The organism is Nonomuraea terrae (assembly GCF_004348995.1).
In the GTDB taxonomy this organism is placed as follows: domain Bacteria; phylum Actinomycetota; class Actinomycetes; order Streptosporangiales; family Streptosporangiaceae; genus Nonomuraea; species Nonomuraea terrae.
Window position 1 is genome coordinate 1 of record NZ_SMKQ01000158.1, and the last position, 21,876, is coordinate 21,876.

A 21,876-nucleotide genomic window follows, 5' to 3' on the forward strand; every position below is an offset into this window, starting at 1 on the left:
ACCCTCCCCGCCGCCGTCCCCACGGAGACCGGGCAGGACATCGCCGGCGGGCAGGATGTCCCTGCCGGCCGGCACGGACGGGAGGCGACATGATCAAGGTGCTCGTGGCCGACGACGACCCCATGGTCCGCCGGCATCTCCGGACGATCCTCGCCTCGGCAGGCGAGATCCAGGTGGTGGCGGAGGCCGAGGACGGGGCGGAGGCGGTGGAAGCGGTGCTGCGTACGGCCCCCGACGTCGTCCTGATGGACATCAGGATGCCGGGCGTGGACGGCATCACCGCAACCGCCGAGATCACCAGGTTGAGTACCCCGCCGGTGGTGGTCGCGCTGACCACGTTCGACTCCGACGCCCACGTCCTGAGGGCGCTGGAGGCGGGAGCCGGCGGCTTCCTGGTGAAGTCCACGCCGCCGGAGGACCTGCTCGACCTCGTCAAGGTCGCGGCCCAGGGCCACACCGTGCTGTCACCGTCGGCGGCCCGCCACCTCGTCTCGCGCTCGGCGCGCACGGACGACGCCCGCCAGGCCGTGCGCGCCAAGGTGGCCGCGCTGAGCGACCGCGAGCGCGACGTGCTCGGCTGCCTCGGTGAGGGCCTGACCAACGGCGAGATCGCGGCCCGCCTGTTCCTGTCGGAGACCACGGTCAAGAGCTATGTCTCGCGCCTGCTGGACAAGCTCGGCCTGGCCAACCGCACCCAGGCGGGCCTGCTCGCCCTCCAGGCCGGCCTGATCTGAACCCTGGCGCCCTGGCGCCCTGCCGCCGGTCAGCGCAGGCGGGTGCGGTCCTGGCGCGGGGGGCGTGGCCGGGCGCCTCGGGCGGCGGCGGGCCGGCGGACGGCCGGGCCCGAGGTGCTCCCCGGGGCGGGCCGGCGCCGCCACCGGACCAGGCGGGTTCCCGTACGCCGGGCGAGGACCCGCCGGGCGGCGGGCCAGATGGCCCGCGCGGACGTGGCCAGCTGCCGTACGCCGCCCGCGGGACCCTGCGGATGACGGCGGAGGTAGGTGGCGAGTTCCGCGACCGCGAGGCCGGCCAGGACGAGGCCGAGCACGATCTCGAGGGCGCAGATGGCCAGGAGGCCGAAGATGACTACCGTGATCATTGGGCCGACTCCCCGGGCGGTGCCCATGACGTGGTACGGATGCGTTATGGGCCGGGAGTCTAGAGACGCCCCCCGCCCCGAAGGCGGCTCCTGTCGCCCGTCCGGGCACACCTTTACCCGGATCCGGCCGATCTTTGACCCGGCGAGCGTTTGCCCGGCCCGCGACGTCAGCCGGGCCACGTCGCGGCGCCGACCGGCTGATGCGCCGCCCTGTCAGGTCCTCTCCGAGGAGACGGGCGCGGCTTCTCCAGCGGTGGATATTGGCTTCGTAATCTTTTTGTGACCTTATGGAGGTGAATCTTCCCGGCACAGGGGAATGCTTGATCGTGAAGTCCAGCAGAGGGCTTCGTTCACGCGCAACAAACGCGTGCCTCTGCCTGGGCTTTTTCTCATGGGCGGAGGCCGCCGCACCTTACGGGAGCAGCAATGTCCGTCCTTACCGTCGAACTCGAGCAGCTCACCGCCGAAGAACTCCTCGCCGACCTGGCCGACCCCGGCGTCTCCGAGCTGGAGGCCGAACGCATCCGCGAACGCCTGGTGCAGATGCACGAAGGGCTCGTGGCAGAGGTCACCCGGCGCTACCGCTACCGCGGCGAGCCGATGGAGGACCTGCGCCAGGCGGCCTACGTCGGCCTGATGAAGGCCGTCAACGGCTACGACCCCACCCTGGGCCACGAGTTCAGGGGCTACGCGATGATCACCATGATGGGCGAGGTCAAGCGGCACTTCCGCGACCGCACCTGGGCGGTACGCGTCCCGCGCGTCTACCAGGAACGCCGCATCGAGCTCAACAAGGCCACCGCCGAGCTCACCCAGACCCTCGGCCATTCCCCCACCGTGGCCGAGCTGGCCGCGAAGATGGGCATCTCGGAAGAGGACGTGCTGCTCTCCCTCGAAGCGTCGACCGCGTACTCCGCGCTGTCGCTGGACGCGCCCGTCACCGGCGGCGACGACGACGCGGCCGAGCTCAGCGACTTCCTCCCGGCGCAGGACGAGTCGCTCAACACGCTGCTGGACAAGCACGCGGTCAAGCCGCTCATCGACGCCCTGCCGCACCGCGAGAAGAACATCCTCCTGATGCGCTTCTACGGCAACATGACGCAGTCGGAGATCGCCAAGGAGTTCGGCATCTCCCAGATGCACGTCTCCCGCATCCTGCGGTCCGTGCTCGCCAAGCTGCGCACGGCCCTGTCCGAGTGACCGGTCGCCCGGCCACCCGGACGGATCACCGTCAGGCGGCCTTGGTGAGCATGCCGTGCGGGTCGAGCACGTACTTGCGCGCGGCGCCCTCGTCGAACTCGTGGTAGCCCTGCGGGGCCATCTCCAGCGGGATCGACGTGGCGTTGACGGCCTTGGCGATCTGCACCCGGTCGTGCAGGATCGCCATCATCAGCTGGCGGTTGTACTTCATGACCGGGCACTGGCCGGTGGTGAAGGCGAGCGACTTCGACCAGCCGAGGCCCAGCCGCAGCGACAGCGAGCCGTGCTTGGCGGCCTCGTCGTGCGCTCCCGGGTCGCCGGTGACGTACAGGCCGGGGATGCCGAGCGCACCGCCCGCCCTGGTCAGGCCCATGAGCGAGTTGAGCACGGTCGCCGGCTGCTCCTGGCCGGAGTCGCGCCCGTGGCCGCGGGCCTCGAAGCCCACGGCGTCGACGGCGCAGTCGACCTCGGGCACGCCGAGGATCTGCTCGATCTGGTCCTCCGGGGCGCCCTGCGACACGTCCACGGTCTCGCAGCCGAAGCTGCGGGCCTGTTCGAGCCGCTGCTTGTTGAGGTCGCCGACGATGACGACGGCGGCCCCGAGCAGGAACGCCGAGGCGGCCGCGGCCAGCCCCACCGGGCCGGCGCCGGCGACGTACACCGTGGAGCCCGGCTGCACGCCCGCCGACACGCAGCCGTGGAACCCGGTCGGGAAGATGTCCGCGAGCATGGCCAGGTCGAGCATCTTCTCCATGGCCTGGTCCTTGTCCGGGAACTTCAGCAGGTTCCAGTCGGCGTAGGGGACCAGCGCGAAGTCGGCCTGACCGCCGACCCAGCCGCCCATGTCGACGTAGCCGTACGCCGAGCCGGGCCGGTCGGGGTTGACGTTCTCGCAGATGTCGGTCTTGCGTGCCTTGCAATTACGGCAGCGTCCGCAGGAAATGTTGAACGGCACGGACACCAGGTCGCCGGTCTTGATGTATTCGACATCGGGACCGGTCTCGATCACCTCGCCGGTGATCTCGTGACCGAGCACCAGCCCGTGCGGGGCGGTGGTACGGCCGCGGACCATGTGCTGGTCGCTGCCGCAGATGTTGGTCGCGACGGTCTTGATGATCGCCGCGTGCGGGAGTTTGCGTCCCACGTTGGCCGGATTGACGCCCGGACCGTCCTTGAGCTCGAAGTCGGGATAGCCGACTTCGCGGACCTCCACCTTGCCCGGACCCTCGTAGACAACACCCCTGTTCTCAGGCATGACGCACCTTCTCTCGTACGGTCATCCGCACCGGAGTCATCCGATGGCCTGTTCATGCCTTGCTCCCCGATTGTACTCTGAGTGGATAATTTGCCCGGATTGCACAATTCGGCACGAGCTTAGGGTTATCCCGAAATTTAGGGATTTGTGTGGGTGCGTACTGTACTGCCCATGCAACTCACCGGACAGATCTCCAGTGACCGTCCTCTGCTCGTGCTGGCGGTCAAGGAAGAGGCACAGTTCCTCGATACGTCCCTGCCCGTCCTGCTGACCGGGATGGGCAAGGTCAACGCCGCGACCGCGCTGGCGGCGGCGCTCGCCGGCGGCCCGCTGCCGTCGCTCGTCGTCAACCTCGGCACCGCGGGCGCCCTGCGTCCGGGCTGGACCGGCACGCACCTCGTCGGCACGGTCATGCAGCACGACCTGGACAGCGCGATCCTGCAGACCCTCACCGGCGACGTCTACGGCGCTCCCCTGACGCTCCCCGAGGCCGGCGGCGCGACCCTGGCCACCGGCGACTCCTTCATCGCCGACGAGGCCGCGCGCGCCCGCCTGGCGGAGCACGCGCAGCTGGTCGACATGGAGGGCTACGCCCTGGCGACGGCCGCCCACCAGGCCGGCGTGCCGCTGCGCATCGTCAAGCACGTCAGCGACGACGCCGGCGAGGGGGCGGCGAAGAGCTGGCGGGAGAGCATCGCCGACTGCGCGGACGTCCTCGCCGGCTGGGCCGCCCAGAACGTCCCGCACTACGCCTGAACCCTGGGCGGTCCAGCCCGCCCGGCAGGCGCATCGGCCGCGCGACCGCCGAGCGGCTCGCCGCGCTGGGCATGACGGTCCTCATCAGCGCCAGGGACCCGCGCCGCGGCGAGGAGGCCGCCGCGGCGGTGCGGGCGACCGGCGGCGTCGCGCACGCGGTCGCCCTGGACGTCACCGACCCGGCCACCGTCGAGCAGGCGGCGAGGCTGGCCGAGGAGCGCTTCGGCCATCTCGACGTGCTGGTCAACAACGCCGGCATCACCGGCTCCGGGCAGGTCTCGCCCGAGGACGCCGTCGACCAGATCCCGAGCTCCGTCGATCTGGACATGGTCCGGGAGGTGTTCGAGACGAACGTCTTCGGGGTGATCGCGGTGACCAACGCCATGCTGCCGCTGCTGCGGCGGTCGCCGGCGCCGCGCATCGTCAACGTGAGCAGCTCCGCCGGATCGCTGACCATCGCCGGCGATCCGGACGGCCCGCTGGCGAGCCTGGTGTCCTCCGCCGCGTACTCGCCGTCCAAGACCGCCCTGAACGCGCTGACCGTGCAGTACGCCAACGAGTTGCGCAAGGACGGCTTCCTGGTCAACGCGGCCGACCCCGGCTTCGTCGACACGGAGATCAACAACCACACCGGGTTCCTCACCCCCGCGCAGGGCGCCGCGGTCGTGGCAGGCCTGGCCACGCTCGACGCGGACGGACCGACCGCCGGGTTCTTCAGCGCGGACGGCCCGGAGCCCTGGTAGCGGCCACCGGCGAAGCTGTCAGGAGCCGGGCGGGACCACCAGGCCGGATTCGTAGGCGAAGACCACGAGCTGAGCGCGGTCGCGGGCGCGGAGCTTGCCCATGGCGCGGTTGATGTGCGTTTTCGCGGTCAGCGGGCTGATCACCATGTGGTCCGCGATCTGGTCGTTGGACAGGCCCCGCGCGACCAGGGCGACGGCCTCGCGTTCGCGGTTGGTCAGCTCTTCCAGCCCGGCGCCGGTGCCGACCGGCTGGGTGACGTACCTGTCGATGAGCTTGCGGGTGATCGACGGGGCGAGCAGGGCGTCGCCGCGCGCGGCGACGCGTACGGCGTGCAGGAAGTCTTCCGGCACGATGTCCTTGACCAGGAATCCGGCCGCGCCGGCGCGCAGCGCGTCGAAGACGTATTCGTCGAAGCCGTAGTTGGTCAGGATGACGACGTGCACCCCGGCCAGGGCCGGGTCGGCGGCGATGCGCCGGGTCGCCTCGATGCCGTCGACGACCGGCATCTGGATGTCGAGGAGAGCGACGTCGGGCAGATGTCTCCTGACCAGGGTCAGGCCCTCCAGGCCGTCGCCGGCCTCGGCCACCACCTCGATGTCGGCCTCGAGGTCGAGGAGCGCGCGGAATCCGCTGCGCAGCAGCGGCTGGTCGTCGACCAGCAGGACACGGATCACGGCGTCCGCTCCACGGGGAGTTCGGCCTGGACGGTGAAGCCTCCCTCGCCGCGCGGCTCCGCGCGCAGGCGGCCGCCCAAGGCGGTGACGCGTTCGCGCATCCCGAGCAGCCCGACGCCGGGCACGGCGACGGTGTCCGGCGTGGCCTTGCCGTCGTCGTCGACGCGGATCGCGACGGAGTCCGGGCGGCAGTCGATCCGGACGGACGCGGTGGCGGCGGCGGCATGCCGGGCAACGTTGGTGAGCGACTCCTGGACGATGCGATAGACGGTCCGGCTCACCGCGGCCGGCACGTCGGGTCGCCGCCCTTCGATCGTCAGCGTCGCGTCCAGGCCGATGGCGCGGGCGCGTTCCACCAGCTCCGGGACGTCGTCGAGCCCACGCGGCGGGGTCGTGTCGTCGTCGCGCAGCGCCTGCAGGGTCGCGCGCAGCTCCCGGGCGGCCTCACGTCCGGCTTCCTGGATCGCGAGCAGTGCCTCCGGCACGTGTTCGCCGCGCCTGCGGGCCACGTGGACGGCGACTTCGGCCTGCACCTTGACGATCGAGATCTGATGGGTGAGCGAATCGTGCAGCTCCCGCGCGATGTGCAGCCGCTCCTCGTCGGCACGGCGCCGCGCCGTCTCCTCCCGCGTGCGTTCCGCCTCCTCCGCCCGCCGCTCGGCCTGCCGCAGCGCTTCGCCCGCGGCGCCGGCCGCGATCAGCCAGGCCAGCTCGAGCGCGCCCCGGGCCTGCGCGAACGCCTCGCCCGTGTCGTGCAGTCCGGAGGCCATGGCCGCGAGGGGAAGCAGGGCCAGCATGGCCACGCTCGCCACCACCGTGACGGCGCGGTGTCCCGCCCGCACGGCGGTGTACACCGCGACCAGGTACGCGACGGCGGGCACGTCGAAGCCGGCCGCCTGGTGACCCACCGCGCACAGCCCGGTGACGGCCAGCACGGCGACCGGAGCCCGGCGGCGCGCGGCCAGCACCAGGCCGCCGGCCACCAGCGACGCGTAGCCGAACAGGTCGGGGTACGTGGCGGAGTGCGGCCCGGACAGCCCGGTGACCAGCAGCGTCGCCGCCACGCCGACGGCGATCAGCCAGTCGCTGACCCCGGACCACCGAGTGCTCATGCGCGCACATTATCCGGATGTCCGCCCGGGCGACTCCTGCGCGCGGAGTATCGGCCGGATACCGCACGCGCGGTACTCTCGCGCCTCCTGCGGCGCCCGCGGCAGCCGGCTGCGGCATCGGCGGCAGCACGAAGTGCCCACACCTGCCGGACGACGGACGGCGGGGCCGGCGGACATGCTCAAGTCACGTCCAGTCGCAGGAGAAGTCGCAGGAGAAGGAGCACCTCATGTCCGTCCGATTCGTTCTGGTGACAGAAGCAGCGCTGGCCTCGGTCCAGCTGGACCCCGCCGGTGCTTACGCCATGAGTGCCGGGCGTCTCTGGTCCTTCGCCGCCGCGCTGCTGGGGCTGGCCGGCGCGGCCGTCGGCGGGCTGGCCCTGGCCCGCTCCGCCGGTCGCACCGGCAACGGCACCCGGAGGAAGGGCGCCTTCGTGGCAGTGGCGGCAGGGCTGGCCGGCGCGGTCGTGGGCGGCGTGGTCGTGGCCGCCGCCGAGGGCGGCCCCGGCACCGGCTACGGAATCGTCGGGGGCTTCGTGGCCGTGGTGGTGGGGCTGATCGCCATGGCACTCGGCGGGCTCACTCTGGCCCGTTCCCGCCGCGAGGCGGCCGCCGGCGGGAAAAGGCCGTGAAACTCAATCGATTTCACCCTGGAATTTTTTCCAGGGTGAAATCGCCGGTTCTCTCAGGCGCGGCCGGGGAAACTCACCGGACTGCGGTTGCCCGACTTGTCGACCGCCCGTACGCCGAAGAAATGGTTGTCCTTGAAGAGGTTCTTCAGGGTGACCGTGGTGACGTCGCCGACCTCGATGGTCTTCGTCCATTCCGGATCCGTCGTCGCCCGCATCACGACCTCGTAGCCGGCCACATCGGGCTCGGTGTTGGCGATCCAGGTGAGCGTGGTGTCGGTGTCGAAGCCGCCCGAGTCCATCACGGCGCCGGCCGGCGCGGCGGGAGCGAGTGCCAGCGAGGCGAGCGAGATGGCGTTCACCCGGGCGACCCGGGCGATGTAGTCGAAGTCGCAGTATTCCGGCAGGTCACCGAACTGCACGCCGTCCTCGACGCGGACGTCCTGGTGCTGGTGGCGCCAGTCCTCGTTGGTCTCGGTGAACCGCGCCGCCGCATACCCCCGCTCCAGGAACGGCATGTGGTCGCCGCCCCGCCCGAACCGGTCGCGGCGGTAGATCATCTTCACCTTCATGCGGGTCGCGTCGTTCTCGGCGACCTCCTTGACGAACCGCGCGAGCTGGCGGGCGGCCGACTCGGTCTCGCCGCCGCCGAACCGCCGCCAGTCGGCCTCGGCCGCCGACGGGGTCTCCGCCAGCCCCTCGGCGAAGATCCGCACCGTGTACGGGTCGCGGATGCCGTTCTGACCGACGGAGCTGCCGATGATGTCGTTCGTGAACATGCCGGCGATGTTGACGTTCTGCTGTTTGGCCTGCTCGGCGAAGTAGGTGGAGCCCCACAGGCCCTGCTCCTCGCCGGCGACGGCCATGAAGACGATGGTCGCGTCGAACGTCCGCGTCGCCATCACCCTGGCCATCTCCAGCACGGCGGCCACGCCGGAGGCGTCGTCGTTGGCGCCCGGCGCGTCGCTCTGGAAGTCGGCGACCCGGGTGGGCATCGAGTCGTAGTGGCCGCTCACCACGTAGGTGCGGCCGGCCGACTCGGACTGGACGCCGCGCAACGTCGCCACGACGTTGGTGACCGGCGTCGGCTGCGGGTACCGCGGCGGCTGGGCCGGCTGCACGAACGTCTGCAGCTCCACGGTCATCCGGCCACCGGACGGCGCCGCGGCCTTCTTGAACTCCTCGAACAGCCAGTCTCTGGCGGCGCCGATGCCGCGGGTGGTGTCGTCCTGCGCGGAGAGGGTGTTGCGGGTGCCGAACGAGACGAGCTTCATGACCGTCCGCCTGATGTTGGCTGCGCTGATCTCGCGCAACATGCGGCGTAAGTCGGCGGTGGGTTCCCGGCCGTCGCGGCCGGTCGTCGCCGACGCCGCGGGGGCCGCTCCGATGACGAACGGGGTGCTGCCGATGGCCGCCGCTCCCGCGAGCGCCCGCCGCCGGGTGAGTCCCTGGTCGTGGGAAGGCTGATCGTTCATGGGGCTCCTTTTACGAGGGTGCCGAAATGCCGGCTCCCCGAAAATATGCGCCCGAACAGGGGCCGTCCAGATCACTTGACAAATTACGTCAAATAAGCATTCTCCTGCGTTTATGGAAAACGCGTCTCAACGGGTGCAGGCGGCGCGGACCTCCGCGATGAGGGCGGTGGCGGCGTCGATGGTGCGGCCGATCTCCTCCGGGGTGCCCCCGATCGCCGCGAGCAGCGCCTGCGCCCGCTCGCCGAACCCCTCCGGAGCCGACGGCAACCGGCCGGCCGACGCGATCATGCCCTTCTCGTTGATGAGCCAGGCGCCGTCGGCCGCGTGCAGGGCGTGGCAGGCCACGCCGAGCGCGCGGAACAGCGTCGCCGCGGCGTACGCCGGGTCGCGACCGGCCGCCGCGTACCTCGCCGTGGCCACGGCGAAGTCGCTCTCCCACAGGCCTCTGACCAGGGCCTCCCGCAGCGCGGGCGGATAGCGCGCGGCCTGCGCGCGCAGGGCGGTCAGCTCGCCGGAGGGATCGGCGAGCACCCGGCACAGGGCCACCTCCCCGGCGTAGGCGTGGGAGTAGAAGCCGAGCGGATGGCCGACCTGGAAGCCGATCTCGTAGCGGCCCTCCCGGCAGTCGTGCCAGACGCGGCGCACCCGGTCGAGGTCGCGGTAGATCCAGTCGACGCGCCACCCGTCCACGGTGAGCCAGCCGCCGCCGTCCACCCACGGTCCCCAGCCGCCCGGCTCCGTCACGTCGGTGTCCTCGCCGGTCAGGTCCCTGGCCAGCGCCCGCAACTCCGCGACGGCGAGCCGGCCCCGGTAGTAGAGGCCGAGGTCGATGTCGGAGTCGGGCCGGTGGGTGCCCCGGGCCCGGCTGCCGCCCAGCGCCACGGCCACCACCCCGGGCACCGCGGCGAGCCGCGCGGCGATCGCGTCAAGATCGGGTTCAGGCACGACCTCGAGCCTAGACCGGTTCGCGGAGACGAGGCTGGGACCATGGGGGTATGACGACGGCTTCGACGTACGCCGAGTTCGCCGTGCGGGAGGCGCACGGGGTGTCGCCCACCTACGAACGGCTGGCGTTCGCGGTGTCGCGCGACGCCGCGCTGCTGGCCAGGCTCGGCACGCTCCCGCCGGCCAAGCGGCAGCCCAACCTGCTCTTCGGCGTCGTCCGGCTGCTCGGCGGCCCGGTCGAGGACCCGGCGGCCTTCCGCGACTACGCGCTGACGCACTGGGCGCGGGTGGAGGCCGAGATCCGCGCCCGGGTCACCCAGACGAACGAGGCCGGGCGTTGCGCCGTGCTGCTGCCGGCGCTCACCGCGCTGCCGCAGCCGCTGGCGCTGCTGGAGGTGGGCGCGTCGGCGGGGCTGTGCCTCTATCCCGACCGGTACGCCTATCGCTACGGCGACCACCTGGTCGGCGCCGGCGATCCGGTCCTCGACTGCCGGCTCACCGGCCTGGCCCCGCCCGCCGTCCTGCCGCGCGTGGTGTGGCGGGCCGGCCTCGACCTGAACCCGCTCGACGTGACCGATCCGGCCGACCTCGCCTGGCTCGACGCCCTCATCTGGCCGGAACACGCCCACCGTCGCGCCCGGCTGCGCGCGGCGGCGGCCATCGCCGCGGCGGACCCGCCGCTGCTCGTGCGCGGCGACCTGGTCGACGACCTGCCCGCCCTCGCCGCGCGGGCCCCGGCGGAGGCGACGCTGGTGGTGTTCCACAGCTCGGTGCTGTACCACGTGCCGCCGCCCAGGCGGGCGGAGTTCACCGAGCTCGTACGCCGCCTGCCCGGCCACTGGATCGCCAACGAGGCGCCGGCCGTGCTGCCCCACGCCGGGATGCCGGAGCCGCGCGGCGAAGCGCTCTACCACCTCCTCGCCCTCGACGGCAGGCCGCTGGCCTGGACCCGGCAGCACGGTCAGGAGCTGATCTGGTTCGGTCCCCTTCTAGGATGAGCCGGTGACCGACGTCGAAGGCCTGCTGCGTGAGCTGGTGCCGCGGGTGCTGGGCACGCTCGTGCGCCGCTACGAGCAGTTCGACGCCTGCGAGGACGCCGTCCAGGAGGCGATGCTCGACGCCGCCGTCCAGTGGCCCCGTGACGGCCTGCCGGACAACCCGCGGGCCTGGCTGATCACGGTCGCCTCCCGCCGGGTCGTCGACCACGTACGCAGCGAGCACGCGCGCCGGCGCCGCGAGGAGAGCGTGGCGGTGAGCGTGCCGGCCGACGCGTTCGTGGCGCCCGCGCCCGGCGACGAGCGCCACGGCGACCGGGACGACACGCTGACGCTACTGTTCCTGTGCTGCCATCCCGCGTTGTCGCCGCCCTCGCAGCTCGCGCTCACGCTGCGGGCCGTGGGCGGGCTGACCACGGCCCAGATCGCCGGGGCGTTCCTGGTGCCGGAGGCGACGATGGCGCAGCGCATCAGCCGGGCCAAGCAGCGCGTCAAGGCGGCCGGGGCGACGTTCGGGATGCCGCCGGAGAGCGAGCGGGCCGAGCGGCTGCGGGTGGTGCTCCACGTCCTGTATCTGATCTTCAACGAGGGCTACACCGCCACGTCCGGGCCCGACCTGCACCGGCCGGAGCTGACCCGGGAGGCGATCCGGCTGGCCCGCGCCGTGCACCGGCTGCTGCCGGACGACGGCGAGGTCGCGGGGCTGCTGGCGCTCATGCTGCTCACCGAGGCGCGCCGGCCCGCCCGCACCGGCCCCGACGGGCGGCTGATCCCGCTGGCCGAGCAGGACCGCGGTCTGTGGGACCGCGCGCTCGTCGAGGAGGGTGTCGCGCTGGTCACCGGGGCGCTGTCCAGCTCGGCGGTGGGCCCGTACCAGCTGCAGGCGGCCATCGCGGCGGTGCACGACGAGGCGCCCACGGCCGGGAAGACCGACTGGGCGCAGATCCTGGCGCTGTACGACGTGCTGGCGGCGATCGAGGACAACCCGGTGGTCCGGCTCAACCAGGCGGTGGCGGTGGCCATGGTGCACGGCCCGCGGGCCGGGATCGAGCGGCTCGACGACCTGGCCGCCGACGCGCGCATGGCGCACCACCACCGGCTGGTCTCCGTACGGGCTCATCTGCTGGAGATGGCGGGTGACGAGGCGGCGGCGGTGGCCGCCTACCGCGAGGCGGCGCGGCTGACGACGAGCCTGCCGGAGCAGCGCTACCTGGAGGAGCGGGCGTCCAGGCTATCTTGACAACTTTTTTGTTCGGTGCGATCGTGCTGTCATGCACGAAGTCGCGGTGATCGAGGACCCGGCGGCGGCCGAGGCGTCGCTCGACCCCATGCGGTCGAAACTGCTGGCCGAGCTGGTGGAGCCGGGCTCGGCCACGTCCCTGGCGGCCAAGGTCGGGCTGGCCAGGCAGAAGGTCAACTACCATCTGCGCACGCTGGAGAGACACGGCCTGGTGGAGCTGGTCGAGGAGCGCAAGAAGGGCAACGTCACCGAGCGGGTGATGCAGGCCACGGCCGCGTCCTTCGTGATCTCCCCGACGGCGCTCGCGTCCGTGCAGCCCGACCCGGGGCGTTCGCCCGATCGGCTGTCGGCGCGCTGGTTGCTGGCGCTGGCCGCCCAGCTCGTACGCGACGTCGGCACCCTCCTCACCGGAGCGGCCAAGGCGCAGAAGCGGGTGGCGACGTTCGCCCTCGACGGCGAGGTGCGCTTCGCGTCGGCGGCGGACCGGGCCGCGTTCGCGGAGGAGCTGACGCAGTGCGTGACCGCCCTGGTCAGCAAATATCATGACGAGTCCGCTGAAGGCGGGCGCGACCATCGCCTGGTCGTCGCCGTCCACCCCGCCGTGAAGGAGCGCTGACGTGGGGCAGGAGTTCGAGCTCCCCCAGGAGGCCGAGGTCGGCGCGACCCTCGAGGAGGTGTGGGAGGCCATCACGACCGGGCCCGGCATCGACTCGTGGTTCATGGGCCGCAGCGAGGTCGCCGAAGGAGTTGTGCGCACCGCGTTCGGGCCGGTCGAGATGCCCGCGTCCACGGTGACCGAGACGGAGCCGCTCAAGCGCTTCGCCCACACCAGCGAGCGGGGCGACGACGGGCGTTTCGTGGCGTACGAGTTCATGATCGAGGGCCGCGACCGCGGCAGCACGCTCGTGCGCATGGTGACCAGCGGGTTCCTGCCGGACGACGACTGGCAGGACGAGTTCGAGGCCATGTCCAGGGGCCTGGAGGTGTACTTCGCGACGCTGGTCGAATACCTGACGCACTTCGCGGGCCGCACGGCGACGCCGGTCACCGAGTTCGGCCCGCCGGTGAGCGACTGGCCGCGCGCCTGGGAGAGGCTGCACGCCGCCCTGGGCGGCCCGCCCTCCCCCGGCGACCGTGTGCGCTTCGGCCCCGGCTCCGTCGAGGGCGTCGTCTACCACCGCAACGCCCAGACTCTCGGCATCCGCTCCGGCGACGCCCTCTACCGCTTCCTCCAAGGCTTCGACGGCACCATGATCGCCGCCCACGCGCTCTTCGGCGACGCGGCCGGCGAGGGTCCGCGCTGGAAGGCGTGGCTGGACGACCTGTACGCGCCGTGATCGACGCCGGGCGGCTGACCCTGCGGCGCTTCACCCCGGACGACATCCCCTGGGTGTACGAGGTCTCGCGTGATCCGGCGGTGCTGCACTACGTCGGCGTGCCGTCGCCGTACCTGCCGGAACACGCCGCCTTCTTCGTCGAGAGCCTCGCCATCGACGGCTGGCGCGACGGACGTCGGCTGGAGTTCCTGGCGGCGGACGCCGGCACGGGGGAACGGCTCGGGAGGGTCGGCCTGGGGCTGCGGGAGGACGGCACGGCCGAGATCGGCTACTGGGTCGATCCGCGGGCGCGGGGGCGCGGGGTGGCGACGGAGTCGGTACGCGCCGCGTGCCGGTGGGCCTTCGCCGCCCGCCCGCTGGACCTGATCGAGTGGCGGGCCGAGGTCGGGAACACGGCCTCGCGGCGGGTCGCCGAGAAGGCGGGGTTCACGATCGAGGGGACGCTGCGCGGCCGGCTGGTCCACCGCGGCGTCCGGGTGGACGCCTGGGTCGGGTCGCTGCTCAGGGACGAGGTGGGAGCGCCGGCGTCCGGTGGGCAGGGGTGACGGGGTGAGAGTGGTCGCCCTGTCCGACACGCACGCGCCCAGGCGCTGGCGCTCGTGCCCGCCGCGCGTGGCCGAGCACCTGCGCGGCGCGGACGTCATCCTGCACGCCGGCGACGTCTGCGTGCCGTCCGTGCTGGCGGAGCTGGCCGCGTACGCGCCCGTGCACGTCGTCAAGGGCAACAACGACGGTCCCGACGTCGAGGCGCCGGAGACGCTGGAGCTGACCCTCGACGGCCTGCGGGTCGGCATGATCCACGACAGCGGCCCGGCGAAGGGCCGCCTGGCCCGCATGCGGCGCCGGTTCCCGCACGCGGACCTGGTCGTCTTCGGTCACTCGCACATCCCGCTCGACGAGTCGGGCGAGGGCCTGCGCATCTTCAACCCCGGCTCCCCCACCGACCGCCGCCGCCAGCCGCACGGCACGATCGGCCTGCTCACCGTCGAGGACGGCGTCCTCGCGCGAGCGGAGATCGTCCCGGTCACCTGACGTCTCGCGCGGAGGCGTCACGTGACGTCTCACTCGGAGACGACGTCGTCGCGTGACTTCTCCAGGTTGGTCTTGAGCTCCTCCATGACCTGGGCGTAGCCGAGGTAGCTGTAGCGCTCGGCGGCGTGCCACGGGTAGAGCTGACCGGCCTTGACGGCCGGCAGCCGGGCCCAGGTCGGCTTCCCCGCCATCTCCTCGATCTTCATCGACTGCGCGCGGGCGTCCACGAGGATCATGTCGGCCTGGTACTTGTCGGCGTTCTCCCAGCTCAGCACCTCCCAGAAGCCACCCTCGCTCTCGGTGGGCCTCTCCGGGTAGACGATGTTCAGGCCGAGCTCCCCCCAGTACGCGATGTCGGGGTGGTCGGGCAGGTACGCGACGTACAGCGACTCGGGCGTGCCGGTGACGATCATCACCGAGAGGCCGGGGCGCTCGGCGGCGAGGGTCTTGAGGGCCGCGCTCGCGTCCTCGAAACGCTTCTCGGCCGCCACCACGGGGGCGGCCTCCGGGTCGGCGCCGAGCGCGGCGGCCAGCTCGCCGTATTTCTCGATGATGTCGACCAGGGGCCTGCCGCTGAGCTGCACGCCCACCGTCGGGGCGATCTGGTCGACGGCCTCGGCCGACTCCGGGGGGACGTACCAGAGGGTGTCCTTCTGGTACATGCCGGCCACGAGGAGGTCGGGCTGGAGCGAGGCGTACTTCTCGACGTTGAACTCGCCCCACACGTTGCCGATCGACTCGACCTTCGCGATGTCGACCTCGCCCACCTCGGGGTCGCGGCCACCGCCCTTGAGGCGGTGCGGGCCGAAGACGGCGACGGGACGCACGCCGAAGTCCCAGAGGGCGGCCGCGGCACCGGACTGGGCGACCACGCGCTGCGGGCGCTGCGGCACGGAGATCTGCTTGCCGCGGTCGTCGGTCCAGGTCCAGGGCCCTTGCGCGGAGGAGGAGGCGGCCGTTCCCGAGGGCGGCGCGTCCGTGGTGCCGCAGGCGCCCGCCCCTAACAGGACGGCGGCGCCGAGGACGGCGAGGGTACGTCGCGGGACACGGGCCATGGTCTCTCCTCTATGCGCAGGTTTATCCCGGCATATTAGATTAGCCTTACCTAACCCGAAAGACCCTTTCACACCGAGACGACGTGACCGAGGCGGAAGAAGCCGTCCGGGTCGTAGGCCCGCTTGACCTCGCGCAGCCGGCGCAGGTCCCCCGTCGTGTAGGCCGCCGCCGTCCGGGACGGGTCGGCCAGGAAGTTGAGGAACGTCCCGCCGTTCGCGTACGGCCGCAGCTCCTCGGCCAGCCCCGGCACCGGGGTGTCCACGATGACCGACAGCCGGGTCGAGCGGTGGCTGACCGGGCCCGCGTCCGGTCCCGGCCGGCCCATGGCTCCGCCCCAGTGCCGGATCTCCACCGTCTGCGCCCGCTCGGCGGCCCGCAGCAGGATGTCGATCAGCGCTTCGGGGACGGTGTCGAACATGTCCATGTGCCGGTTGGGGGTGCCGCCCATGGCCGTGGCGGCGTACGCGGTGGTGCGGGTCTCGTCCAGCAGCGCCGGTCCTGCGGCCCGCCACAGCGGCGCGAGCAGCCGGCGCGCCTCGGCGGCGTCGCCCGCGTGCACGACCTTGAGCATCAGCACGTGGCGGTCGCGGACCTGCTCGGGCGCGTCGGCGGGCATGCGCCTGAGCACCAGGGCGGTGCTGAGGTCGTCGGGGGCGTCGTCGATCCACGTCCGGTACGCCGCCAGGGTCTCGGCCGCCCTCTCGACGGGGAAGTACGCGAACCCGGAGAACACCTGCGCGACCGGGTACAGCCGGAACTCCAGCGCGGTCACCACGCCGAACCCGCCCCCGCCGCCGCGCAGCGCCCAGAACAGCTCGGGGTGGCTGGAGGCGCTCGCCGTGACGTGCCGGCCGTCGGCCAGCAGGACGTCGGCCCGCACCACGCTGTCGGCGGCGAAGCCGTGCCGGCGCGCCAGCCAGCCGAGCCCGCCGCCGAGCGTGTAGCCGGTGACGCCCACGGAGGGCGCCGAGCCCGACAGCGGCGCCAGCCCGAACGGTGCGGCGGCAGCGATCACCTCGGCCCAGCGGGCGCCCGGCCCCACCCGGGCGATCCTGCGGATCGGGTCCACCAGCACCGACGCCATCGGGGACGTTCTGACCAGGACGCCGCCGTCGCAGGCGGTGTGCGTGCCGTGGCCGGTCGCCTGGACCGCGAACGGCACACCGTGGGCGCGGGCCGCGAGCAGCGCCGCTCGCAGGTCCTCCACCCCGTACGCCTCGGCGACCAGCGCCGGGCGGGCGTCGACCGAGGGGTTCAGCGAGCGGCGGGACTCGTCGTAGCCGGGATCGCCCGGCCGGTGCACGATCCCGGTGAAGCTCGGGAGGCGGATGTCGTCCTGGAGGGTGTACGGCTGGCTCATGTCTTCGCGCCCTTCTGTCCGGTGATCTGGAATCACTGTGCTCAAGGGCGCTTACGACCTCGTTCAGACCGACTTACGCCGCCCCTTAAGCCCTGGCGAGGACTCCAGGATCAGGCCGTACGCGGGCACGGGCATCCGCCCGGCGTCGCTGCTTCCGCTACGCCGCCGGGTGTAGGCAGGGCCGGATGTCATTCGCCGGTCTGGCCGTCCAGCGACTCGCGGACGAGGTCGGCGTGGCCGTTGTGGCGGGCGTACTCCTCGATCATGTGGGTGAGGATCCAGCGCAGGTTGACGGAGCGGCCGTCCGGCCAGCTGTGCCGCGCCATGCGGTCGAGGCCGCCGTCGGCGAGCGCCTCGGCGACCGCCGCGCGGGAGCGGGCGACGGCCTCTCCCCACAGGGCGCGCAGGTACTCGGGTGAGTCGCCGGCGGCGGAGTGCCACTCCCAGTCGCGGTCGGCCTCCCAGTCGGCCGCGTCCCACGGCGCTCCCATGGGGCGGCCGTGCAGCCAGCGGGTGAACCAGTGGTCCTCGACCCACGCGAGATGCTTCAGCATGCCGCCGAGCGTCATGGACGACTTGCCGACCGTGGAGTCGAGCCCGGCGGCGTCCAGCCCCGCGCACTTCCACTCCAGGGTGGCCCGCTGGAAGTCGAGGAAGCCCAGGAGGGTGTCGAGCTCGCCTGCGGCGAGCGGGGGCTCGGGACGGCCGTGCTCGTCGATGTCGGTCATGGCCGGTCAATCTAGAACGCCGTGCCGACCGTGACCTCTTCGGTTCACGCGTCCCGGCGGCAGAGACAGAGTGCTCCCGCCGCCAGCGCCACGACCACATAGAACGCCAGGACCGCCAGAGCCGCGGGAGGCGACAGCAGATACGCCGACTCGGCGCCCGCGACCTGGGGAGCGAGGTTGGGGATCAGCACCGAGGCGACCCGCAGGTGGAGGGGCTCCGGCAGGAAATGCGCAAAACTCGGCATCACCACGGTGAGCGCGCCGACCACCGCCACCGTCGCGGCCGTCGACCGCAGGACCGCTCCGAGGCCCAGCGCCACCAGGCCCGCGACAAGGGTGACCAAGGCCGTGCCGGCCGCGGTGGGGACCGCGTCCCACCAGTTGGCCCAGGGATTGACCGGCGGGGGCCGGTCGCCCAGGAGGAACAGGACGGCGATCTGTGACAGTCCCGCGAACAGCGCGCCACTGGCGAACGAGGCGCACGCGACCACCACGGTCTTGGCGGCCAGCAGCGTCCGCCGCCGAGGGACCGCGACCAGGCTGGGACCGATGGAGCCGGTCGAGAACTCGGTGGTGATGGCCAGAGCACCGAGACAACCGATGAAGAACGCCACGATCGGCATGACGGTGACGGCCGGGTCGGCGCTCTCGAATGTCGCCTGCTCCGCCGGCGGCGCGTGGTCGTAGGAGCCGATGTGCATCATGATGACGACCAGGCCGACCACGGTGTACGCGGCCGCTCCGGCCCAGATCGCCCAGGTGGAGCGCATCGTCCGGAGCTTGAGCCATTCGGCCGCGGCGACGTCCTTCATCGACGCGGCGCGCTCCCCCGCCGGCGGTATGGCGGTCATCGGCTTCCTCCGCCGCCCGCGCGGTGATCGGCGGCCTGGCCGGTCATGTCGAGGTAGATGTCCTCGAGCGTGGCGCCGCGCGGCGTCAGCTCGTGGATCGGGATGTGATGCCCGGCGGCGAGATCGCCGATCGTGGCCGGGTCGGCGCCCGTCACCGCGAGGGCGCCCTGCGGCTCGAACGCCACCGACGCGCCGGCGGCCCGCAGGATCCTGCCCAGCTCGTGTCGCCTCGGGGACCGGACCAGGACGTCGCGGCGGAAGCGCCTGGCGAGGCCCTCCATCGAGGTCTCGGCGATCAATCTGCCCCGTCCGATGATGAGGACGTGGTCGGCGATCAGCGCCATCTCGCTCATCACATGACTGGACAGCAGGACCGTCCGGCCTTGCGAGGCGAGCGTGCGCATCAGGTCCCGCACCCAGCGGATGCCCTCGGCGTCCAGGCCGTTCACCGGCTCGTCCAGCAGGACGACGCCGGGATCGCCCAGCAGTGCCGCCGCGATGCCCAGCCGCTGCCGCATGCCGAGCGAGAAACCCCCGACGCGCTTGTGCGCCACGTCTCGCAGCCCCACCTGCTCCAGCAGCGTCGTGATCCTCGCGGAGCCGATGCGGTGGCTACGGGCCAGGCAGGCGAGCTGGTCGAACGCGGTGCGGCCCGGGTGCACGGCACCGGTGTCGAGCAGCGCGCCCACCGCGTGGAGCGGTCGGCTGATGTCCGCGTATCGGCGCCCGTTGACCAGGGCCACGCCGGACGTCGCGTGGTGCAGGCCGACGATGACCCGCAAGGTGGTGGATTTTCCCGCGCCGTTGGGCCCCAGGAAGCCGGTCACCCGGCCGGGACGGGCTTGGAAGGACAGCCGGTCCAGGGCGAGCGTCGAGCCGTATCGTTTGGTCAGCTCTCGTACTTCGATCACCTGAACACGGTGACGGACTCGCCCCTGCCGGCGCGTCTGACCACGGTCGGAACTTCCGCGTCTGCCCGTGGTCGTACACGCGCGCCGGCGCGACTCGCGGCTCTGTGGCCTTCGGGTGGGCCGTCACCCCACGCGTGACACGGCTGACCCTGTGGGCAGCCGTGTCACCTTGGAAGTCACCCCGGCCGGTGGCCGGGGCCGGCCCCGCTACGGGCGCGGGCCGCGGTGCGTGACGTGTTCGGCGGTTCCGACCTGATGGCGCTGCTTGCGCATGCCGGCGAGGCCTAGGAGGCCTAGCAGGCCGAGCAGGCCCCACAGGCCGGCGTTGCCGCCACCATCGTCCCGTGGCTGCGGTGCCGGTGTGACCTGGGTCTGCGCGACGGTATCTGCCGGTGTTTCGGCCGTCGCGGCTGCGGTCGGGACTAGCGTCAAGAAGAACGCGAGGCCCAGTCCTGTCAGGGTCTTGCGCATTGGGTTCCCCCGATCCGGCGGTCTCTCAACCGCGGAGACCGCCTTCTCACGCCTTCACGGTGGAAGGCTCCCGTTAGCGGGGCGATCTCCATTTCCCCTGCTGACTACGCCCCTACCATCGTCCTGGAGCATCAAACGCCTTCTCCCCGCGGCCGGTCGCCGTACCGGGCGCGCAGGCCCGCGCGTACCCGGGCCTCGGCGATCCGGGCGAGTTCCGCACGGGCCCGCGTGCGCGGCGCCGCATGGGCCGGGCGTACGGGGGTGAGCAGCCGTACCTCGGCGACGAGGCCGCGGGTGGTGGCCACCCGCAGGACGGAGGCGAGCAGCGGGTCGTCGCCCACGAACGAGGCGCGGGTGGAGAGCGCCGGGCCCTCGCGGTAGCGCAGCGCGACCGGGCGTACGGTGGCGCCCGCGTCGATCGCCGCCTGGAACACGGCGGGCCGGAAGCGCCCCATACCGCGCCCGCACCACGTGGTCCCCTCCGGGAAGGCGATCACCGTGTCGCCGCCGGCCAGCGCGCCTGCGACGGCGGCCACGGCCTGCGGCAGCGCGGACAGCCGGTCCCGTTCGATGAGCAGCGCCCCCGCTCCCGCCACCAGCGTCCGGACCACCGGCCACCGGCCGACCTCCCGCTTGGCCAGCGGCCGCGACGGCACAACGGCCGCGAGCACCAGCGGGTCCAGCCAGGACACATGATTGGCCACCACCAGGGTCCCCGCCTCACCTCTCTCCGCCACTCCCCCGCCGCCCGCGCCACCGGCTCCCAGCAGTCGGCTGCCACCGGCGCCTGCCCTTGCATCGCCGGCCGGCCGCGTGCCTCCACCCACTGCCTCAGCTGTGACGTCGAGGCGGATGCCGAGGACGTGGAGGAGGAGGCGGGCCCACGCGCCGGTGGCCCGGGCGCGGACTGGAAGGGACGCGGCACGACAGGCAAGCGCGACCGGCACGCCCGCGAGCACCACGAGCGACGCCGCCACGATGCGGGCGGCGCGGAGGCACGGCCCCGCGGCGGCGGCAGGGGCCCGCACGCAGGCGGCGGGCGTACAGGGCCCCAGCGGCCGCCACGGGTTGGCTCCCGCCGGGACAGCCCCGGGGATCACGTGAGCGCCGGCTGTGGCCGGGGCGGGCTCGACCGCGCCGACGTGCGGCCCACTCCCGAGAACGTGCGGAACCGCCGTCATTGGGCGGCTCCGGCGAGGAAGTAACGGAGGTAGCGGGGGTTGACGCGGTCCATGGAGAGGAGGACGAAGAAGTCGGCCGTGCCGAAGTCGGGGTCGTGCGCCGGCGCCCCGCACACCCACGAGCCGAGTCGCAGGTAACCGCGCAGCAGTGCGGGAGGGGCGAACCGTCCTGGTGGCACCGCGCGCCGGGAGCGCCACGGCGTGCGCGGCGTCACCCGGTACTCCTCGGGCCCCAGGGGCACTCGTCCGGCCACGGCCGCGGCGAGCGTGCCGCCGTCGTCGAGTGGCACCGAGCAGCAGCCCGCCAGCCACCGGTGGCCCCCGGCCGCCATGTAGCGGGCGATCCCGGCCCACATCAGCGCGACCACGGTGCCGCCGCGGTGGTCGGGGTGCACGCACGTACGGCCGGCCTCCACCAGGTCCTTGCGCAGCGGTGCCAGGGCGGACAGGTCGAACTCGGCGTCGGCGTAGAGCCGCTCGGCGCGTCCGGGGGGCAGCAGCCGGTACGTGCCGACGACCTCGCGGCCCTCGCGCACGACGAGATGATCGCAGTAGGCGTCGAACCGGTCGGCGTCCAGGCCGGAGACCGGGCTGTCGAGCCGCGCTCCCATCTCGTCGGCGAAGACCGCGTACCGCAGCCGCTGGGCGGCCTGGACGTCGCCGGGGCTCACGGCCAGACCCACGGTGTAGCGGCCGTCACCCAGACGGCCGCCGCCCAGGGGACCGGTGTCGAGCAGGCCGGTCCCGAGGGAGCCGTCGCGCCCGAGCACGGGGCCGGCAGGGGCGGTACCGACCGGACCGGTGGCGGTGGGGCCCGGTGTGAGGGGG

25 protein-coding genes are annotated in these 21,876 nt (G+C 72.7%); 11 read left to right on the forward strand and 14 right to left on the reverse strand.

Features of this window, described 5'->3' with window-relative positions; translation table 11 throughout:
* Nucleotides 1–89 precede the first annotated feature (89 nt).
* On the forward strand, nucleotides 90–734 hold the full coding sequence (locus tag E1286_RS34285) for a response regulator transcription factor (RefSeq protein WP_132619229.1): 645 nt from the start codon (nucleotides 90–92) through the stop codon (nucleotides 732–734).
* 29 nt (nucleotides 735–763) lie between these two features.
* Here the strand turns inward: E1286_RS34285 and E1286_RS34290 are convergent, their stop codons facing one another.
* Nucleotides 764–1,099, reverse strand: a complete 336-nt coding sequence (locus E1286_RS34290; RefSeq protein WP_132619231.1) for a hypothetical protein — start codon at nucleotides 1,097–1,099, stop codon at nucleotides 764–766.
* A 426-nt stretch (nucleotides 1,100–1,525) separates the two neighbouring features.
* Here E1286_RS34290 and E1286_RS34295 point away from each other — a divergent pair, with 426 nt between their 5' ends.
* Nucleotides 1,526–2,299 carry a SigB/SigF/SigG family RNA polymerase sigma factor gene (locus E1286_RS34295; RefSeq protein WP_132619232.1) on the forward strand — a complete coding sequence of 258 codons (774 nt, stop codon included), beginning with the start codon at nucleotides 1,526–1,528 and terminating at the stop codon, nucleotides 2,297–2,299.
* 31 nt (nucleotides 2,300–2,330) lie between these two features.
* Here the strand turns inward: E1286_RS34295 and fdhA are convergent, their stop codons facing one another.
* Entirely contained in the window at nucleotides 2,331–3,554 is a 1,224-nt protein-coding gene (gene fdhA, locus E1286_RS34300) for a formaldehyde dehydrogenase, glutathione-independent (protein ID WP_132619234.1), read from the reverse strand.
* 171 nt (nucleotides 3,555–3,725) lie between these two features.
* Here fdhA and E1286_RS34305 point away from each other — a divergent pair, with 171 nt between their 5' ends.
* Nucleotides 3,726–4,310 carry a nucleosidase gene (locus E1286_RS34305; protein WP_132619236.1) on the forward strand — a complete coding sequence of 195 codons (585 nt, stop codon included), beginning with the start codon at nucleotides 3,726–3,728 and terminating at the stop codon, nucleotides 4,308–4,310.
* A gap of 32 nt (nucleotides 4,311–4,342) precedes the next feature.
* Nucleotides 4,343–5,053 carry an SDR family NAD(P)-dependent oxidoreductase gene (locus tag E1286_RS34310; RefSeq protein ID WP_281282809.1) on the forward strand — a complete coding sequence of 237 codons (711 nt, stop codon included), beginning with the start codon at nucleotides 4,343–4,345 and terminating at the stop codon, nucleotides 5,051–5,053.
* A gap of 18 nt (nucleotides 5,054–5,071) precedes the next feature.
* On the opposite strand, the gene E1286_RS34315 is transcribed toward E1286_RS34310, so the two are convergent.
* A complete protein-coding gene (locus tag E1286_RS34315; RefSeq protein WP_132619240.1) occupies nucleotides 5,072–5,728 on the reverse strand; it encodes a response regulator in 657 nt (218 codons plus the stop codon).
* Entirely contained in the window at nucleotides 5,725–6,840 is a 1,116-nt protein-coding gene (locus tag E1286_RS34320) for a sensor histidine kinase (RefSeq protein WP_132619242.1), read from the reverse strand. The genes E1286_RS34315 and E1286_RS34320 overlap by 4 nt, the downstream gene beginning before the upstream one ends.
* 227 nt (nucleotides 6,841–7,067) lie before the next feature.
* On the opposite strand from E1286_RS34320, the gene E1286_RS34325 reads away from it, so the two are divergent.
* Nucleotides 7,068–7,469 (forward strand): DUF6223 family protein, encoded by a 402-nt coding sequence (locus E1286_RS34325; RefSeq protein WP_132619244.1) that lies wholly within the window; start codon nucleotides 7,068–7,070, stop codon nucleotides 7,467–7,469.
* A 53-nt stretch (nucleotides 7,470–7,522) separates the two neighbouring features.
* On the opposite strand, the gene E1286_RS34330 is transcribed toward E1286_RS34325, so the two are convergent.
* Together E1286_RS34330 and E1286_RS34335 are read right to left on the reverse strand one after the other, a co-directional pair.
* Nucleotides 7,523–8,941: a M20/M25/M40 family metallo-hydrolase gene (locus tag E1286_RS34330; RefSeq protein WP_132619246.1), complete on the reverse strand. Its 1,419-nt coding sequence runs from the start codon at nucleotides 8,939–8,941 to the stop codon at nucleotides 7,523–7,525.
* A 126-nt stretch (nucleotides 8,942–9,067) separates the two neighbouring features.
* Nucleotides 9,068–9,886, reverse strand: a complete 819-nt coding sequence (locus tag E1286_RS34335) for a nucleotidyltransferase domain-containing protein (protein ID WP_223190696.1) — start codon at nucleotides 9,884–9,886, stop codon at nucleotides 9,068–9,070.
* A gap of 50 nt (nucleotides 9,887–9,936) precedes the next feature.
* Between E1286_RS34335 and E1286_RS34340 the strand changes: the two genes are divergently transcribed.
* From E1286_RS34340 to E1286_RS34365, 6 genes are read left to right on the forward strand one after another with little or no spacing between them, the layout of a single operon-like run.
* On the forward strand, nucleotides 9,937–10,884 hold the full coding sequence (locus E1286_RS34340) for a DUF2332 domain-containing protein (protein ID WP_132619248.1): 948 nt from the start codon (nucleotides 9,937–9,939) through the stop codon (nucleotides 10,882–10,884).
* Between the two features lie 4 nt (nucleotides 10,885–10,888).
* On the forward strand, nucleotides 10,889–12,121 hold the full coding sequence (locus tag E1286_RS34345) for an RNA polymerase sigma factor (RefSeq protein WP_132619250.1): 1,233 nt from the start codon (nucleotides 10,889–10,891) through the stop codon (nucleotides 12,119–12,121).
* Between the two features lie 31 nt (nucleotides 12,122–12,152).
* Nucleotides 12,153–12,737, forward strand: coding sequence for an ArsR/SmtB family transcription factor (locus tag E1286_RS34350; protein ID WP_132619252.1), 585 nt, complete (start codon nucleotides 12,153–12,155; stop codon nucleotides 12,735–12,737).
* Nucleotide 12,738: 1 nt separating this feature from the next.
* A complete protein-coding gene (locus tag E1286_RS34355; RefSeq protein WP_132619255.1) occupies nucleotides 12,739–13,458 on the forward strand; it encodes an SRPBCC family protein in 720 nt (239 codons plus the stop codon).
* Complete coding sequence (locus E1286_RS34360; RefSeq protein WP_165970042.1) at nucleotides 13,431–14,003, forward strand: GNAT family N-acetyltransferase; 573 nt, start codon at nucleotides 13,431–13,433, stop codon at nucleotides 14,001–14,003. The genes E1286_RS34355 and E1286_RS34360 overlap by 28 nt, the downstream gene beginning before the upstream one ends.
* Before the next feature lie 4 nt (nucleotides 14,004–14,007).
* The gene (locus E1286_RS34365; RefSeq protein WP_132619257.1) at nucleotides 14,008–14,490 is read left to right on the forward strand and encodes a metallophosphoesterase family protein; all 483 of its coding nucleotides are present in this window, start codon (nucleotides 14,008–14,010) and stop codon (nucleotides 14,488–14,490) included.
* Between the two features lie 29 nt (nucleotides 14,491–14,519).
* On the opposite strand, the gene E1286_RS34370 is transcribed toward E1286_RS34365, so the two are convergent.
* The 8 genes from E1286_RS34370 to E1286_RS34405 form a co-directional block, all read right to left on the reverse strand.
* The gene (locus E1286_RS34370) at nucleotides 14,520–15,545 is read right to left on the reverse strand and encodes an ABC transporter substrate-binding protein (protein WP_132619259.1); all 1,026 of its coding nucleotides are present in this window, start codon (nucleotides 15,543–15,545) and stop codon (nucleotides 14,520–14,522) included.
* Between the two features lie 68 nt (nucleotides 15,546–15,613).
* Complete coding sequence (locus tag E1286_RS34375; protein ID WP_132619261.1) at nucleotides 15,614–16,906, reverse strand: FAD-binding oxidoreductase; 1,293 nt, start codon at nucleotides 16,904–16,906, stop codon at nucleotides 15,614–15,616.
* A 188-nt stretch (nucleotides 16,907–17,094) separates the two neighbouring features.
* Nucleotides 17,095–17,634: a DinB family protein gene (locus tag E1286_RS34380; RefSeq protein ID WP_132619263.1), complete on the reverse strand. Its 540-nt coding sequence runs from the start codon at nucleotides 17,632–17,634 to the stop codon at nucleotides 17,095–17,097.
* A 44-nt stretch (nucleotides 17,635–17,678) separates the two neighbouring features.
* The gene (locus tag E1286_RS34385) at nucleotides 17,679–18,485 is read right to left on the reverse strand and encodes an ABC transporter permease (RefSeq protein WP_132619265.1); all 807 of its coding nucleotides are present in this window, start codon (nucleotides 18,483–18,485) and stop codon (nucleotides 17,679–17,681) included.
* On the reverse strand, nucleotides 18,482–19,396 hold the full coding sequence (locus E1286_RS34390; RefSeq protein WP_132619267.1) for an ABC transporter ATP-binding protein: 915 nt from the start codon (nucleotides 19,394–19,396) through the stop codon (nucleotides 18,482–18,484). The genes E1286_RS34385 and E1286_RS34390 overlap by 4 nt, the downstream gene beginning before the upstream one ends.
* A 207-nt stretch (nucleotides 19,397–19,603) precedes the next feature.
* Entirely contained in the window at nucleotides 19,604–19,867 is a 264-nt protein-coding gene (locus E1286_RS34395; RefSeq protein WP_132619269.1) for a WGxxGxxG family protein, read from the reverse strand.
* A 131-nt stretch (nucleotides 19,868–19,998) separates the two neighbouring features.
* Nucleotides 19,999–21,048: a lysophospholipid acyltransferase family protein gene (locus E1286_RS51505; RefSeq protein WP_132619271.1), complete on the reverse strand. Its 1,050-nt coding sequence runs from the start codon at nucleotides 21,046–21,048 to the stop codon at nucleotides 19,999–20,001.
* A partial coding sequence (locus tag E1286_RS34405) for a GNAT family N-acetyltransferase (RefSeq protein ID WP_223190700.1) occupies nucleotides 21,045–21,876 on the reverse strand: 832 nt, incomplete at its 5' end. The genes E1286_RS51505 and E1286_RS34405, both read right to left, overlap by 4 nt.

Bases quoted from the DNA above. Each gene is read 5' to 3' on its own strand.
- E1286_RS34285 (WP_132619229.1), top strand. From the start codon at position 90: ATGATCAAGGTGCTCGTGGCCGACGACGACCCCATGGTCCGCCGGCAT.
- E1286_RS34290 (WP_132619231.1), bottom strand. From the start codon at position 1,099: ATGATCACGGTAGTCATCTTCGGCCTCCTGGCCATCTGCGCCCTCGAG.
- E1286_RS34295 (WP_132619232.1), top strand. From the start codon at position 1,526: ATGTCCGTCCTTACCGTCGAACTCGAGCAGCTCACCGCCGAAGAACTC.
- fdhA (WP_132619234.1), bottom strand. From the start codon at position 3,554: ATGCCTGAGAACAGGGGTGTTGTCTACGAGGGTCCGGGCAAGGTGGAG.
- E1286_RS34305 (WP_132619236.1), top strand. From the start codon at position 3,726: ATGCAACTCACCGGACAGATCTCCAGTGACCGTCCTCTGCTCGTGCTG.
- E1286_RS34320 (WP_132619242.1), bottom strand. From the start codon at position 6,840: ATGAGCACTCGGTGGTCCGGGGTCAGCGACTGGCTGATCGCCGTCGGC.
- E1286_RS34325 (WP_132619244.1), top strand. From the start codon at position 7,068: ATGTCCGTCCGATTCGTTCTGGTGACAGAAGCAGCGCTGGCCTCGGTC.
- E1286_RS34330 (WP_132619246.1), bottom strand. From the start codon at position 8,941: ATGAACGATCAGCCTTCCCACGACCAGGGACTCACCCGGCGGCGGGCG.
- E1286_RS34340 (WP_132619248.1), top strand. From the start codon at position 9,937: ATGACGACGGCTTCGACGTACGCCGAGTTCGCCGTGCGGGAGGCGCAC.
- E1286_RS34350 (WP_132619252.1), top strand. From the start codon at position 12,153: ATGCACGAAGTCGCGGTGATCGAGGACCCGGCGGCGGCCGAGGCGTCG.
- E1286_RS34370 (WP_132619259.1), bottom strand. From the start codon at position 15,545: ATGGCCCGTGTCCCGCGACGTACCCTCGCCGTCCTCGGCGCCGCCGTC.
- E1286_RS34375 (WP_132619261.1), bottom strand. From the start codon at position 16,906: ATGAGCCAGCCGTACACCCTCCAGGACGACATCCGCCTCCCGAGCTTC.
- E1286_RS34380 (WP_132619263.1), bottom strand. From the start codon at position 17,634: ATGACCGACATCGACGAGCACGGCCGTCCCGAGCCCCCGCTCGCCGCA.
- E1286_RS34385 (WP_132619265.1), bottom strand. From the start codon at position 18,485: ATGACCGCCATACCGCCGGCGGGGGAGCGCGCCGCGTCGATGAAGGAC.
- E1286_RS34395 (WP_132619269.1), bottom strand. From the start codon at position 19,867: ATGCGCAAGACCCTGACAGGACTGGGCCTCGCGTTCTTCTTGACGCTA.
- E1286_RS51505 (WP_132619271.1), bottom strand. From the start codon at position 21,048: ATGACGGCGGTTCCGCACGTTCTCGGGAGTGGGCCGCACGTCGGCGCG.